Origin of the sequence: Pseudomonas alliivorans, assembly GCF_017826695.1 — a bacterium.
Taxonomy (GTDB): domain Bacteria; phylum Pseudomonadota; class Gammaproteobacteria; order Pseudomonadales; family Pseudomonadaceae; genus Aquipseudomonas; species Aquipseudomonas alliivorans.
Map to the genome: position 1 here is coordinate 551947 of NZ_JAFFZW010000002.1, position 14746 is coordinate 566692.

Annotated in this window: 16 protein-coding genes and 2 tRNA genes; 12 read left to right on the top strand and 6 right to left on the bottom strand. The window is 58.7% G+C overall.

From position 1 onward, the window contains the following. Window positions 1-233: 233 nt before the first annotated feature. From JTJ32_RS07030 to acuR, 3 genes are all read right to left on the bottom strand, one after another. A complete protein-coding gene (locus tag JTJ32_RS07030) occupies window positions 234-1199 on the bottom strand; it encodes a site-specific integrase (RefSeq protein ID WP_099227614.1) in 966 nt (321 codons plus the stop codon). Window positions 1200-1447: 248 nt separating this feature from the next. Next, the gene (acuI, locus tag JTJ32_RS07035) at window positions 1448-2443 is read right to left on the bottom strand and encodes an acrylyl-CoA reductase (NADPH) (protein ID WP_210041555.1); all 996 of its coding nucleotides are present in this window, start codon (window positions 2441-2443) and stop codon (window positions 1448-1450) included. 46 nt (window positions 2444-2489) lie between these two features. Next, a complete protein-coding gene (acuR, locus tag JTJ32_RS07040) occupies window positions 2490-3134 on the bottom strand; it encodes an acrylate utilization transcriptional regulator AcuR (protein WP_210041556.1) in 645 nt (214 codons plus the stop codon). A 142-nt stretch (window positions 3135-3276) separates the two neighbouring features. On the opposite strand from acuR, the gene JTJ32_RS07045 reads away from it, so the two are divergent. The 5 genes from JTJ32_RS07045 (at window position 3277) to JTJ32_RS07065 (ending at window position 8137) form a co-directional block, all read left to right on the top strand. After that, a complete protein-coding gene (locus JTJ32_RS07045; RefSeq protein ID WP_210041558.1) occupies window positions 3277-4353 on the top strand; it encodes an NAD(P)H-dependent flavin oxidoreductase in 1077 nt (358 codons plus the stop codon). A 99-nt stretch (window positions 4354-4452) separates the two neighbouring features. Then, window positions 4453-5220 (top strand): molybdate ABC transporter substrate-binding protein, encoded by a 768-nt coding sequence (modA, locus tag JTJ32_RS07050; protein ID WP_210041560.1) that lies wholly within the window; start codon window positions 4453-4455, stop codon window positions 5218-5220. Then, entirely contained in the window at window positions 5221-5901 is a 681-nt protein-coding gene (modB, locus tag JTJ32_RS07055) for a molybdate ABC transporter permease subunit (protein WP_210041561.1), read from the top strand. Window positions 5902-5904: 3 nt separating this feature from the next. Then, the gene (gene modC / locus JTJ32_RS07060) at window positions 5905-6993 is read left to right on the top strand and encodes a molybdenum ABC transporter ATP-binding protein (protein ID WP_210041562.1); all 1089 of its coding nucleotides are present in this window, start codon (window positions 5905-5907) and stop codon (window positions 6991-6993) included. 88 nt (window positions 6994-7081) lie between these two features. Continuing rightward, window positions 7082-8137: a DNA topoisomerase IB gene (locus JTJ32_RS07065; protein ID WP_210041563.1), complete on the top strand. Its 1056-nt coding sequence runs from the start codon at window positions 7082-7084 to the stop codon at window positions 8135-8137. Between the two features lie 30 nt (window positions 8138-8167). On the opposite strand, the gene JTJ32_RS07070 is transcribed toward JTJ32_RS07065, so the two are convergent. Next, complete coding sequence (locus tag JTJ32_RS07070; RefSeq protein WP_099227622.1) at window positions 8168-8563, bottom strand: helix-turn-helix domain-containing protein; 396 nt, start codon at window positions 8561-8563, stop codon at window positions 8168-8170. 438 nt (window positions 8564-9001) lie between these two features. Here JTJ32_RS07070 and JTJ32_RS07075 point away from each other — a divergent pair. The 5 genes from JTJ32_RS07075 to JTJ32_RS07095 all read left to right on the top strand — a co-directional run bounded on the left by JTJ32_RS07075 (window position 9002) and on the right by JTJ32_RS07095 (window position 11337). After that, window positions 9002-9087: transfer RNA gene (locus JTJ32_RS07075), tRNA-Leu, on the top strand. 181 nt (window positions 9088-9268) lie between these two features. Next, window positions 9269-9670 carry a hypothetical protein gene (locus JTJ32_RS07080; protein WP_184322648.1) on the top strand — a complete coding sequence of 134 codons (402 nt, stop codon included), beginning with the start codon at window positions 9269-9271 and terminating at the stop codon, window positions 9668-9670. A gap of 189 nt (window positions 9671-9859) precedes the next feature. Beyond that, window positions 9860-10309, top strand: coding sequence for a MarR family winged helix-turn-helix transcriptional regulator (locus tag JTJ32_RS07085; RefSeq protein ID WP_143518946.1), 450 nt, complete (start codon window positions 9860-9862; stop codon window positions 10307-10309). A gap of 13 nt (window positions 10310-10322) precedes the next feature. After that, window positions 10323-11057, top strand: a complete 735-nt coding sequence (locus JTJ32_RS07090) for an NADPH-dependent F420 reductase (protein WP_236059210.1) — start codon at window positions 10323-10325, stop codon at window positions 11055-11057. 40 nt (window positions 11058-11097) lie between these two features. Further along, window positions 11098-11337: a hypothetical protein gene (locus JTJ32_RS07095; protein ID WP_210041565.1), complete on the top strand. Its 240-nt coding sequence runs from the start codon at window positions 11098-11100 to the stop codon at window positions 11335-11337. A gap of 55 nt (window positions 11338-11392) precedes the next feature. On the opposite strand, the gene JTJ32_RS07100 is transcribed toward JTJ32_RS07095, so the two are convergent. Then, complete coding sequence (locus tag JTJ32_RS07100; RefSeq protein ID WP_143518947.1) at window positions 11393-11593, bottom strand: hypothetical protein; 201 nt, start codon at window positions 11591-11593, stop codon at window positions 11393-11395. 588 nt (window positions 11594-12181) lie between these two features. On the opposite strand from JTJ32_RS07100, the gene JTJ32_RS07105 reads away from it, so the two are divergent. Then, on the top strand, window positions 12182-12451 hold the full coding sequence (locus JTJ32_RS07105; RefSeq protein ID WP_099227696.1) for a DUF6388 family protein: 270 nt from the start codon (window positions 12182-12184) through the stop codon (window positions 12449-12451). A 249-nt stretch (window positions 12452-12700) separates the two neighbouring features. Then, a tRNA-Cys gene (locus tag JTJ32_RS07110) sits at window positions 12701-12774 on the top strand. Window positions 12775-12898: 124 nt separating this feature from the next. On the opposite strand, the gene JTJ32_RS07115 is transcribed toward JTJ32_RS07110, so the two are convergent. After that, on the bottom strand, window positions 12899-14620 hold the full coding sequence (locus tag JTJ32_RS07115) for a tannase/feruloyl esterase family alpha/beta hydrolase (RefSeq protein WP_210041567.1): 1722 nt from the start codon (window positions 14618-14620) through the stop codon (window positions 12899-12901). Window positions 14621-14746: the final 126 nt, after the last annotated feature.

Here is a 14746-nt window from a genome sequence, read left to right on the forward strand (position 1 = left end):
GCCCGGGTTTGCAGCAAGTTACGCTCGGTGATAGTCACTATCGACAATGCTGATAATCGGTTTTTTGCGGCCGGTGTTACTGTTGCCTTCGATGAATGAACATGTTTCCCGGCGGCGCGAATCCGCATCGCGATGCCGATGAATATTTGCTCTTCTTCATCACTCCTTTGGTTAGATCTTTAAGCCACCCCACACCCCAGTGAGGTGGCTTTTTTTTTGCCTGTGGATCGACGCTACAGATCGAAGCGGTCCACCACGTTGCGTCGCTCGTTCTCGCTGCGCATGTCGTAGCTGGCAGTGGTTGCGATGTGCGTGTGATGGGCCAGCTTCTGAGCGATCGACAAATCGTATTCTTCGATGACCCGTGTAATGAACGAGCGTCGGAAGTCGTGAGGCATGATGTTGACACCCACCTGCTGCCCACGCTGTTTGGCAATGAAATAGATCGCGTGCTTGGTGATGCGCTCACGGGTGATGTTGCTGCCCCGGCGAATCCGGTTGAACAAGAAAGGATCATCGTCCTGCCCCGGCGGCAGGCAGGAGCGACGCAGTTCCAGCCAGTCATTCAGCGCGCCGAATGCCCACTCGGGCGCGTATTTGATCAGTTGCTTGTTGCCCTTGCCCGTCACCCGCAGGCTGCGCTCGGCAAAGTCCACCTGAGCCAGGTCCAGATTCACCGATTCCGACTTGCGCATTCCCGAACCGTACAGAATCGCGATGATCGCCGCGTCCCGCCGACCTTGCGGCCTGGGATCGGCGGCGCAGACTTCCATCAATTCGCGAATGAGTGTGCGCCGAATATTCCTTCCCTTTGCCAACCGCGTCCCGTTAACCGGTTTGATGGAGCGGATTTTCAGCAACTGATCGTGGCTGATCAGGTCATGGCGCCACGCTTCGTTCATCACACCGCGAATCGCGTTGACGTACAGCGAGGTAGTATTGGGCGCGTAGTCATCCTCGCGCAACGCCGAAACCAGTGCGGTCACATGACCGGGTTGCAGGGTGTGCCAGGGTATGTCGAAGATGTCGACATCGACCATCCCCAGCCGGTCGGCAGCGTCCTGCAGAACGTATTTCATGGTCAGACGGCTGGAGGGAGCGAGACGGGCCAGGTAAAGCTGCAGCGGATTGCTGACGTCCGGTAACGAAGGCGACTGCCTGGGGCTTGCAGCCTGGTCGGAGGATGGATCGTGCGACATGTCGGACAAGGCCTTTGTGGTGCAAGTGCCAGCCAAACAGCCAGACACGTTCAATCGGTTCAGAGCACTGACTTTAGCACGCTGCACCTGATCAAACCTGCGTAACACCTTGATACCTGAACGAATGGTTATCCCGGTCAGTGAGCCGAGCGCAAGGCTCAGCCACCTTCGCCCCCCCGGCGAGTTGCTGTGAGGGGCCGAAGTGAGCAAAGCCTTTGCTCCGGGCAAACACGTCCAGCCTGTTTACCCTATCGACCGGTATCCACCACCACGCGACCGCGCACCTGACCGGCAATCAGTTGCGGCGCGATGTCGATCACTTCACTCAGGCCGATCTCCCGACTGATCAGTGGCAGCAACGAAGCATCCAGATCGGCGGCCAGTCTCGACCAGGCTTCAACACGATCCGAGTGAGGCCGGGTGACGCTGTCGATCCCGGCCAGCGTCACCCCGCGCAGAATGAACGGCGCCACCGAGCCCGGAAAATCCATACCCTGCGCCAGGCCGCAGGCGGCAACGATGCCGCGGTACTTGATCCCGGCGCAGACGTTGACCAGCGTGTGGCTGCCCACCGAGTCCACGGCAGCGGCCCACTGTTCCCTGGCCAATGGACGACCCGGCTCGGACAGCGTGGTTCTGTCGATGATCCGCGCAGCGCCCAACTGCTTCAGATAGTCACTTTCCGCGACACGCCCTGTGGAGGCGACGACCTGATAGCCGAGCTTCGCCAGAATGGCGATGGCGAAGCTGCCCACCCCTCCATTGGCCCCGGTCACCAGTACCTCACCGTGTTCAGGCTTCACGCCATGCTTTTCCAGCGCAATGACACTGAGCATCGCCGTGTAACCTGCCGTGCCGATGGCCATTGCCTGACTGGGCGTGAACGCATCCGGCAGTGGAATCAGCCATTCACTCTTCAGCCGGGCCCTTTGCGCGAGACCGCCCCAGTGCCCTTCGCCCACACCCCAGCCGTTCAACAACACTTTGTCACCGGGTTTGAAGGCCGAAGCCTGGCTGTGCTCGACGACACCCGCCAGATCGATACCCGGCACCATGGGAAACTTGCGGACAATGGGGCTCTGACCGGTCAGCGCCAGTGCGTCCTTGTAGTTGAGCGTACTGTGGGAAACAAGCACGGTGACGTCGCCCTGCGGCAGGTCCGCCGCGTCCACGGCAGTCAGCTTCACGTGATAACCCGACTCATCCTTATCAATCACAATGGCGTTGAATGTGCTTACCGGCATGGTTGCCTCCAATTTAGACCGATCGTCTTTAAATAGACCACAAAGCTCATTGAGGCAATCCGCGAAGGAAGCCGGCAATGAATGTGTTCAACGGGGTATCGCTCTTGACCAACCGGGCACGCAGCACGGCGCCCTCCCAACCGATCCAGAAAAATGCAGCCAGCTCATTGCAGTTCGCATCCCCGGCCAGTTCGCCATGCTTTTGAGCAGCACGCAGGCAAACGGCGAGCCTGGATTGCCAATCGAGCAATGTCTGCTCCAGAACCTCGCGGAAAGCGTCCGGCAGCAGGCAGACTTCCTGCCCCAGGTTACCGACCATGCAACCGCGTCGATAATCGTGACGGGCCATGCCTGCCTTGGCGCTTTGCACGAAACCGACCAGTCGTTCCAGAGGCGAGAGGCTTTCGTCCAGAAACCACCGGTCCAGACGTTGCGCGAAATATCGGCAGTATTCGTCCAGGACAGCGCGACCGAACGCTTCCTTACTGGGAAAGTAGTGGTAGAACGACCCTTTGGGGACGCCAATTTCCTTGAGAATGTAGTCAATCCCGGTCGCGGAAAAGCCCTGTTCCGTCAGCACTTCAAGGCCGCGACGCAGCAGCGTTTCACGAGTTTCGAGATTGTCGCGGTCCACTTTGGGTGGGCGGCCGGGACGGCGGGGCTGGACCGCCGGGTTGGGTAATGTCGTCATGCAGACGATATTAGACCGATCGTCTCTTATGTCAACAGGACCGTCAGTAACCGCTGCAACCTGCCGAACGAGTCGATTGCCAAACCCTGCATGCCGCGCTCAAATGAAAGCTTTCTTACTGCCACGGATCAGGAGCCCCCGCATGAGCCTTTGGCCAGACACTCGCATTCTGGAACTCTTCAATATCGAATTGCCGATTCTCCACGCCCCGATGGCTGGCGCGACCGGATCGTCCATGGCAATTGCCGTTGCCAATGCGGGCGGTCTGGCGTCGTTGCCATGCGCCCTGCTCACCCTTGAGCAAGTCCGTGAAGAAGTGACGGCCTTCAGGCAGGACAGCAGCGCGCCGCTGAATCTGAATTTCTTCTGCCACCAGCCGCCGCCTTTTGACGCGCTGCAAGCCGATCGCTGGAAGATGACGCTAAAACCCTACTACGAAGAACTGGGTGCAGACTTCGATGCACCGACGCCGGCTTCCAATCGCGCACCGTTCGACAGTGACAGTTGCGCGCTAGTAGAGGAGTTGAAACCTGAAGTCGTGAGCTTTCACTTCGGCCTTCCCGAGCAGGCGCTACTGGACCGCGTGCGCGCCACCGGCGCGAAGATCATTTCTTCAGCGACCACCGTTGAAGAAGCCATCTGGCTGGAACAGCGCGGCTGCGATGCAATCATCGCCATGGGCTATGAAGCAGGCGGGCACCGTGGACTGTTTCTCAGCGATCAGTTGCACACCCAAGTGGGCACGTTTGCACTGGTGCCTCAGGTCGCTGACGCTGTCGACGTTCCGGTGATCGCAGCAGGCGGTATTGCCGATGGGCGCGGCGTAGCGGCGGCGTTCGTATTGGGCGCCTGTGCTGTGCAAGTGGGCACGGCGTATCTGTTCTGCCCGGAAGCCAGGGTCAGCAAGCCACATCGCCAGGCGCTCAGTGTGGCCAAGGACAGCGAGACGGCGGTGACCAACCTGTTCACCGGCCGCCCGGCGCGCGGCATCATGAACCGGATCATGCGTGAGGTCGGCCCGATGAGCCCGCTGGCACCGACCTTCCCGCTGGCTGGCGGCGCGCTGATGCCGTTGCGGGCCAAGGCCGAACCTCAGGGCAACGGCGACTTCATGAACCTCTGGGCCGGCCAGGCGGTCGGTATCAAGCACTCGCTCACGGCGGGTGAACTGACCCGGCAACTGGCGGACAACGCACTGCGCATTTTGAATCGCGCTTGAAACATCGCTTTCAGAAAGAGGAAGGATCGCTATATATTTAAATATATAGCGAAACGCCTTCTGTACGGCGCCGCATCATTCATCTACCGGAGTTGCTGCATGCACGCGTCCCCGCTGCGAACCGTTCTGAAATTCACCGCGCTTGCTGTCACGCTCGCCAGCACCTCTTCTGTCTTCGCCGACGAGGTTCAGGTCGCCGTAGCCGCCAACTTCACGGCACCTGTCCAGGCCATCGCCAAGGATTTCGAGCGCGATACCGGTCACAAGCTGGTCGCCGCCTTTGGTGCGACAGGCCAGATTTACACCCAGATCAAGAATGGCGCGCCATTCGAAGTATTCCTGTCGGCCGATGACACCACGCCTGCAAAACTCGAACAGGAAGGCGACACCGTCAAGGGCTCGCGCTTCACTTACGCCATTGGCACGCTCGCGCTGTGGTCTGCCAGGCCAGGGTACGTCGACGATCAAGGCAACGTGCTCAAGACCCACCAGTACGAGCACCTGTCCATTGCCAACCCCAAGACCGCGCCTTACGGGCTGGCGGCCACTCAGGTGCTGGGCAAGCTGGGCCTGACAGAAACCACCAAGGCGAAAATCGTCGAAGGCCAGAGCATCACTCAGGCTTATCAGTTCGTCTCCACCGGCAATGCGGAACTGGGTTTCGTCGCCCTGTCGCAGATTTACAAGGACGGCAAACTGACCAGCGGCTCAGCATGGATCGTTCCGGCTGCCTTGCATGACCCGATCAAACAGGATGCAGTGATTCTCAACAAGGGCAAGGACAGCGCGGCAGCCAAGGCGCTGGTCGACTACCTGAAGGGCCCGCAAGCGGCCGCCATCATCAAGTCGTACGGATACCAGTTGTAAATGCCGCTGGGAAGCGCCGACATCGCGGCGATCTGGCTGACGCTGAAACTCGCCTCGTTGACCACCGTGATCCTGCTGGTGATCGGCACGCCCATCGCGCTGTGGCTGTCGCGCACCGACTCGTGGCTCAAGGGTCCGGTCGGTGCCGTCGTCGCCCTGCCCCTCGTTCTGCCGCCCACCGTCATCGGGTTCTATCTGTTGCTGCTGCTCGGGCCCAACGGTGCCATCGGTCAACTCACCCAGAGTCTGGGGCTGGGAACGCTGACGTTCAGCTTTACCGGTCTGGTGATCGGCTCGGTTCTCTACTCGATGCCATTCGTGGTGCAACCTCTGCAAAACGCCTTTTCAGCCATCGGCCCACGCCCGCTGGAAGTGGCCGCAACGTTGCGGGCAGGCCCATGGGACACGTTCTTCCATGTGATCGTGCCGCTGGCAAAACCCGGCTTTATTACCGGCGCGATTTTAGGGTTTGCGCACACGGTCGGTGAATTTGGGGTGGTATTGATGATCGGTGGCAACATCCCCGAGAAGACCCGGGTGGTGTCGGTGCAGATCTTCGACCACGTCGAATCCATGGAATACCTGCAGGCCCACTGGCTGGCCGGAGCAATGCTGGTCTTTTCATTTCTGGTCCTGCTGGCGCTCTATTCCAGTGGCAAATCCAGAACAGGTTGGAGTTGAGCCATGGCATCGCGTGTCGACGTACGCCTGCAGATGAACTATCCCGACTTCCACCTGGACCTGGACCTGACATTGCCCGGCTCCGGCGTGACCGCGCTTTACGGCCCTTCGGGCTCAGGCAAGACCACCTGCCTGCGCTGCATCGCAGGTCTGGAAAAGGCGCACGAAGGGGTCATCCGGGTCAACGACGAAGTCTGGCAGGACACCAGCAAGAACATCTTTCTGGCACCCCACAAACGCTCCATAGGCTATGTGTTTCAGGAAGCCAGCCTGTTTGCGCACCTGTCCGTCAGGGACAATCTGGAGTTCGGCTTCAAACGGATTGCCCGCAATCGGCGCAGCATTGAGTTACAGCAGGCTACTAAGTTGCTGGGTATCGATCACTTGCTCGACCGACGCCCTGACAAGCTTTCCGGCGGTGAGCGTCAGCGCGTCGGCATCGCCCGTGCGCTGCTGACCAGTCCGCGCCTGATGCTGCTGGATGAACCGCTGTCAGCGCTGGACAGTCGTCGTAAAAGCGAAATCCTCCCCTATCTGGAACGTCTGCACAGGGCGCTGGATATTCCGATGCTCTATGTCAGCCATGCTCAGGACGAAGTGGCGCGTCTGGCCGATCATCTGGTAGTGCTTGAGGCTGGCAGCGTGCTGGCCAGCGGGCCTATCCGGGAAACCCTGGCGCGCCTTGATCTACCGCTGGCCATGGGCGATGACGCAGGTGTCGTGATCGATGGCACGGTAAGCGCCTACGATCCTCACTACCAACTGCTGACCATCACCCTGCCCGACAGCAAGCTCTCGATGCGCGTAGCACATGCCGACATGCAGCCAGGCACGCCGCTGCGCATCAAGGTGCAGGCCCGTGATATCAGCCTCAATCTGCAGCCGGACGATCAGAGCAGCATCCTGAACCGATTACCGGTGACAGTCGTAGAAGAAATGGTTGCCGACAACTCGGCCCATGTAATGGTCCGGCTGGACGCAGGCGGGACGCCATTGTTGGCCCGTATCACCCGTTATTCCTGCGATCATCTGAAACTGCATCGCGGGCAATCGCTTTGGGCGCAGATCAAGGCCGTGGCCGTACTCGCGTAATGGCGATCGGTCGCACACCAGATGCAAATAAACGGCACCACCGCAAAACGTCGCGGTCAGTGCTTTTAACTGCCTCTGGAATTCTGCCATGCCTGACTCGACCATCATCAGTCCACTCGCCAGCGACCTGCATTATGTAGACGACAGCCAGCCGGGGTTCTCGCGCAAGATACTGCGCGGCAAGTTCGCCTACTTCGACACCAAGGGCGAGCGCATCAAGGACGAGTCGGAGATCAAGCGCATCAATGCGCTCGCCGTGCCGCCCGCCTACGCCGACGTCTGGATCTGCGCCGATCCCAATGGCCATCTGCAAGCAACGGGGCGTGATGCGCGTGGCCGCAAGCAGTACCGCTATCACCCGCGCTGGCGCGAGATCCGCGATCAGGACAAGTATTCGCGCATGATCGAGTTCGGCCATGCCTTGCCCAAGGTTCGCAAGCAGATCGAGGCACAGCTCGCCCAGCCAGGCATGGGCAGGGAAAAGGTCATGGCGACGGTGGTTTCATTGCTCGATGCCACGCTGATCCGCATCGGCAACAGCCAGTACGCCAAGGAAAATCGCTCCTATGGCCTGACCACACTGCGCAACAAGCACGTCGAAGTGAAAGGCGGGCAAATCATGTTCGAGTTTCGCGGCAAGAGTGGCGTCGAGCACAGTGTCACGGTAAAAGACCGGCGCCTGGCCAACGTGATCAAACGCTGCATGGAACTGCCCGGCCAGAATCTGTTTCAGTACCTGGACGATGATGGCGTGCGCCATACGGTCACGTCTTCGGACATCAATGCTTACCTGCAAAGCCTTACGGGATCGGACTTCACAGCCAAGGACTATAGAACCTGGGCTGCAAGCGCGCTGGCGTTGGCTACCCTTCAGAAACTGCATTGGGAGCCGGAAGCCGACGCGAAAAAGCACATCGTCGACATGGTCAAGGCCGTTTCGAAACAGCTGGGCAACACCCCCGCCATCTGCCGCAAGTGCTACATCCATCCAGCGGTGCTCGAGGGCTTTCTGCTCGGCAATCTGGCCAAGCTCCCGCGCCTCAGACAGCGCAAGGGACTGAGGCTGGAAGAAGTCGCGCTGGCCAGCTACCTGCGCACGCTGGCGGACCGCATCGAGGCTGAGGCCGAGAAGGTCAAAGCCTGATCGCTTTTTGAAACCACTCGGCTGTACCGGTCACTGCTCTGCCGTGACCGGCAACTCCACGATACTGGCCTGCGCCTCTCTGCCCCCCGTGTCATAGGCATGGGACAGCTCTTCGATCGTCGCCACAAGGTGACGCACCGCATGCTGAACCTCCACAAAGATGACATCAGACGAGCCTACTGCGCAGCTCATCCGTTGCACAATGCTCTCCAGTTCAACGCCGGCCGCGCGCCTGCCAGTCAACACATACAGAACATCCACCCCCACATTGGCAACCGCAGCCAGGTAATCGGCCCTGGGTACACGCTCACCACTTTCATACTTTCCCTGTGCATTGGCAGCAACACCTCCGAAGTGTCCGAGTTCACGCTGTAAAAGCCCCAGACGCTTGCGCTCCTGCTTCAATCTCGTGCCTATATCGCTCATGACCCTGACCGTCCATGCCCGCTGTGAAAATCAGCGCTCAAATCAAATTGTTCATAGATCGCCCGGGGCTGCCCAACCGGATTTACTCGTCACCGCAGGGGCATCGCCTTCAGGCTCACGCCTCTCCTCTGATCACGCAGAGACTTTTTTCCTATATCACCTAGAAGATTTCAACTGGCGCTTATCGGATCGACATCGGTAAACAGACAAAAGTGTCGAAAGATACGCCAGTCCCGTACGGCCAGTTGATGTCCGGTAGCGCCTGGACGACTGCTGCCCTCGCCGCCCTGACACCCAGTACGTGGACAGGATTTCGTAGCCCCCTGATTTATCGAAGGATTTTTTTCGACACCCGCGTCACATCCTGTACCCTTCGAAGCGTGTGCGAGCTTGCTTAGCGATGGCGAGATGTATATATTCCCCGCACTTGGCGCTACCGCCCCGATGGCGAAATTGGTAGACGCAAGGGACTTAAAATCCCTCGTCCTTTGGACGTGCCGGTTCGACCCCGGCTCGGGGCACCATTTAAATCAAAGGGTTAGGCAGTTTTCTGCCTGACCCTTTTTTGTTTTTGCTCCGCAATTTTATTTAGCGCTCCGCAATCTACCTTTTTCTCCCCTCCCCGGCGTCCTGCCGACGAACACCACTCCCCAAACTAGAAATTCTCGATTACTGTATATCCATACAGACATCGAGAATACAGTCATGGACACAGATATCGCCGACGATTGGGCTTACAACCCGACTGAAGAACAAATGATCCGGCAGCGTGCCCATATCGTGAATGAGGAAAACCGATTATTACGCGCCGAAGTAAGTCGATATCGCCAGCACCTGGCCAAGATGATCGACATGCACAACACCGTCTCGGCCGAGCGGGAAAAGCTTTCGACGAAGCTCAGGGCAGCAGACAGCCGGATAGCCGATCTGTTGAGAGGTGCCTCTGACTCATGGAATCGGATCGATTCGCTTGAACGCGTTATCGACCATCACAGACAGTTGCTCCGGGCTGCCGATATCAGCCCTGAAAAATGGGGAGAAAACCCTTCAGGCTGTGCCGAACCCGAGAGTGATGCCCATCATTCGCTCAGGGCCGTTCAGCACTGATCCTGCCCTCACCGCCCCGGCGGCATCACGTCGGGGCGATACACTGGCAACCTGATGCGTGATCGCATTCGTGGGCTCACGAAATCGCAAAACCCCGACCCTCCCTACTGTCAGCCAGACCCATGGTTTGCTCTTCCGCGCCAAACCCGCTAAATTATCTAGCACACTACATAATAGCCAGCTAGATAAATGCCTGATCAAAACGATACCCCCGACCGCCGTGAAGTCGGCCAGCAACTGTCTTTCGCGCTTTACAGCGCAGCAAACCGGATGGCGCGACTCCACAAGCCCCTGCTGGAGCCCTTTGGCCTGACATTCCCCCAGTATCTCGTGATGCTTGAGCTTTTCCGTGCAGAGCCCCGCGCTGTGGGTGACCTTGGCACGAAGCTGGGCATGGACACCGGCACCATTACGCCGCTGTTGAAGAGGCTTGAGGTTCTGGGCGTAGTCACTCGAACCCGTGATCGAACCGATGAACGCCGGGTGCTCGTGGCGCTTTCTGCCGCAGGCGAGGCGCTGCGGCATGAGCTTTGGGGCATTACCGAGAAGATCGAATCAGCGTGTCAGCTCACTGCCGAGGGTTTGCTTGACCTTCGCGACACGCTTAACGCATTCGCACACCCAGCCAAATCACAGTAGGGAGTTGATCCAAATGAAAATCGGAATTATCGGCGCAGGCAACATTGGCTCTACCCTCGCCCGCAAACTCGCAGCGTGCGGCCATGACGTCAAACTGGCGAACTCCAAAGACCCCAAGAGCATTCAAGCGCTAGCCGACGAGCTCGGCGCACGCGCCGTGGCCAAGGAAGGCGCGGTGGCGGATGTTGACGTCGTCATTCTCTCGATACCTTTTGCAAAATACCCGGACCTTCGGGACACATTGAGCAAAGCCTGCGAGTCAACCGTCGTGATTGATACGTCCAACTACTACCCTGTTCGTGATGGAGCGATCAAGGAAATCGACGACGGCAAAGCCGAGAGCGTCTGGATCAGCGAGCAGATCGGCCGTCCCGTCGTCAAGGCATGGAACGCGGTGCTTGCAGCGACACTGGTTGAACAGGGCAAACCCGCAGGATCTTCTTCACGTATTGCCTTGCCTGTAGCGGGCGATAACGTGATTGCGGTGGCCATTGCGCAGAGACTTGTAGAAGATACGGGCTTCGATGCGCTGGCCACGGGTGGTCTCGAAGGCTCATGGCGTCAGCAACCAGGCACACCGGCCTACTGCACCGAATTGACGTTGCCGGAATTGACGTCGGCCGTGAACGCAGCAGACAAGGCACGTATGGCGCAAAACCGAAATGCATTGTTTGACCGGTTCACGGCCTCCTGGGGCCAACTTACACGCGAGCAAATGGTCGCTTCGAATCGTGCAATGACGGCGTGACGAACGGCTTGTTTGCCCTCAGCTCACGAGGTACGCAACGATGAAACTCGACGAGATGGCCATCGTGCCCGCCATAAAATTCCAGGCGGCAGAAATCGTGCAACGAATTGAATTCGCTGACGGCCTGCTGGAACTGGCGACGGCAGGTGGTGTGGGCGAAGGTTTTTTAATGGGCCTGGCCTGTATCGAGGCATTGCCGGCGCAGGATATCGAAGCACTTGAAGATCTGTTCAGTCAGGTCATGACACGCAAGATGACTGAAGCCCGTAAACAGTCGTAAACAGCACTTCGCAACAGCCCCCGCCTGGGCGGGGGCTGGCACTCGATCCAGTACTTCAGGCACCGCTGCCCAGCGACGGAACCTCTGTTTCGTCGACCGGAGGATTGACCGGCATGTCCGGGTCGTCACTCAGGTCGTCTCGAGAACTGTCCTCGTCGTCAGGACGGTCACTTTCTGTGTCTGGATATGCCTCCTCATCACCGGGCTCTGCCGGACCGGGATAAGCGTTTTCAGGTCCGTTGTCGTCAATACTCATCATCAGTTCCTCAATCCGCGTTGCAGTTATCTGCGTGACAGTTGAGAGAATCGCGCAGCCGGAAGTGTCTGAAATCAGACAAGCGGAACGAAAACGGCGACTCGGGTCCGCTCGTCAGATTTGACGCAGACCGTGGCGCTGCATGGCTCGCGGCTTGCAATGAGGATTATAACAGCGCCGGAACGATGTATTTCTGACGTGTCAGCCCCCCTTGGAACGCCGATCAGTTATCAGGAGATACACCGTGTCAACTCTCAGTGAAATCGCAGCGAACCACGCGAGGCACTTATCGGCACTGGAGGCTGAGTCGGCTCGATTGAACGCGCCCTGCACACTGGTTTTACAGGTGTTTGAAGCGCCGACATTTCTTGTCATCGAGCAAATGCCGCCGCACACCATCGCGGCCATCCATGAAGGCATTCAGAGCCAGACGAACACCTGTTCACTCTGAGCCTGAAAACCCTGGTGGGCACCAGACGTCCGGCGCTGACTGCTCGCGTGGGCAAGCATTCACCGACGAACTGCGCACACTATTTTTTCAAGTCCGCCGATAGAGGTATCGGTCGATATTTTCAAGGAGAGAAACACATGCTTTTCACGGACACCCAGATCAGCCAGGCACTCGAAATCTTCATCCGTCGCAATGAACAGCTTCAGCAGGAACTGGCCAACTTCAATCGTCATCCCGGCGGCCTGTTCATCAGCGAACGTCGTGCGGAACACGCACGCTCTGCGTTCCTGCGGGCAGCACAGGAACGCGATACGACCCCTCATGATTTCGCCTTGAGGCTTCTGGCCCGCACGCCCTCGGAACTTGAGCAATTGCGCGAAGAGCGTCGGATGCGGGTGGCGGGTTGAGTCAGGGCCGGGACGCTGTCTGGCCGAAGTCGACTTCAAAAGTCTGATAGAACGCACCATCGTTGAGGCACGCGATGAATTATTTTCGCCCCGTTCTTGACATGCCATTCGAACCAGTACAGAATTGCGTCCATTCCCGACTGGGGAATTGAAAAAAACCCTTTAGATTCAATGGGTTGGAAGACAAAGAAAATGTTCTTCCGAAAAGTTTACAACGTTTGATGCAGCAGTAACGCATCGGATGTTTGAGGCCGAGTAGCAAAATGGTTATGCAGCGGATTGCAAATCCGCCTACGCCGGTTCGATTCCGACCTCGGCCTCCACTCTTGAAAACCCCGTCAGTTTCGACTGACGGGGTTTTTTATTGCCTGGCAGAAAATGCGTTGCGTCGCGCACGGGGCATGGACGCGACCAGTCTGCACCTGGTCGTGCTCATGCCCTGCTTCATCAGCGCTGCAACGGCTCGTAAGGTTGGAAGAAGCCGCTGCCTACCCATTTCGGTGTCTTTTCAGCGGTCAGGGGTTCCGAGCGCTGGTAACTGTTGGCGCGTTTCGAATAGCCCTTGTGGTCGTACTCGGCCATGTACGGATACGGGAACACCTTGCGTGTGCGGCCGCGGTTGGAAATGTCTTCCCTGGTCATGAACGTCGGCAGGCTGGCCGCAAAGACCTTATCAACCGGCACCGGCTGATATTGACGGGCAACGATGGCATCTGGCGCCTGACCTTTTTCCACCCAGGCCATGATCGGCGTCAGCAGGTCCACCTCGCTCGGCCCCTCTCCACGGCCGCAATGGTAGACACCGGGCAGCATGTACAGCCGGGTGAAGGATTCGGTGCGGGCCTTGCCCATGTGTGCCTCGACCGCCTCGTGGTAGGCCAGTGTGTTCAGGGGCGAGACCTGAGGATCAGCCCAGCCGTGCCAGAGAATGAGCTTGCCACCACGGCTGGCGAAAGGAGCAAGATCGGGATTGGTCGCGTCATAAAGCGCGTGCAACGGGCGCAGGCGTTCGAAGGTGCTTTTGTCGAAGCGTAGTTCGACCAGCTTGAAGTCCGCCGCAGGGTTGTTTTCGAACACCAGACTGCGAATGGACTGTTCGGCGATCTGTTGACTGACGTTAGGCTGATCGGCAGAAAGGGGTACAAACAGCCCCGCCCAAGCCAGTTCCGATCCGGGTTGCGGACCGCCCACGATCAGCCGCTCTCCACTGACCGGATCTTTCGGACCATCGTAAATGCGCCGTGCGGCCTCCACTTCCTGCGCCGTGAGGCACTTGGCGGTGTCGGCAGATACTTTGCACTGCACCACCGAGGGGTCGAAACGGCAGAGCCTGGGGTCGGAGATCAGACCATCGATCTGTCCATCCAGCACATCGCACTGGGTCAGCACAGCCTTGTGCAGAATCGGCAGGCGAGACGCGAGGATGATCGGTTTGCCATCAGGACCTGTGTTGGCGCGCGCCATCCATCCATGAAAAAACACTTTCTGCACCTGAAAATTCAGCGCAGCGGCGCCCGCAATGATCCCATTGAAGTCTTCCGGGTAACGCTGAGCTTCGATCAGCGCTTCACGGCCACCGTCCGAACAGCCAGTGAAATACGTGTACTCGGCCTTGCGGCCATAAAACGCGTGGATCAGCTTCTTCGACGCAAGCGCCGTGAGATGCACGCCGCGATGAGCGAAGTCTGCACGCTTCTGCGGATCGTCACCAAACGTGGTGTCTACCGTCTTGTGCCCCATGTCGGTGGACGCCACGGCGAACGCGCCCGTCTTGAGCGGTTTGCAACTGTCGGCGACGCCCGGTCTTGAATCACTGTGACCACAAAAGCCGCCGCAGCCGACTTGCAGATAACGCTGCGCCCAAGTGGCAGTCGGCAGTTCCAGCTTGAAACCAATTTGCGGTGCCAGCAGGCCTTCCACGGCGCACACCGCCACGCCATCACGGCTGGATTCGCTGGCTGACACCACACGGCTGCCGGCCCCGCCGATCTCACTCAGATCGGTCTGGGTCAGCGCAGCGCAGGCAGTAACCGGTTTGACAACCGGCAGTTGGGCAAGGTTATCGGCCACATTCGAAGACGGCGTCCTGGCCAGCGCCGGGGTCAGCGGAAATAGGGAGATGACCAATAGCGCAAACACGCTGGAACGACTCGGCATCGTCGGTTTCATGAGAACTCCTGTTCATGATGGAACGAGACTGCAGCGCGAGGCGATGACGCCCAACTACGCGGCAGGTGCAGGTACAACGTTTGGGGCGTCTCTCGATTCAAAGATTAGCCGCAGAGATGATTACAG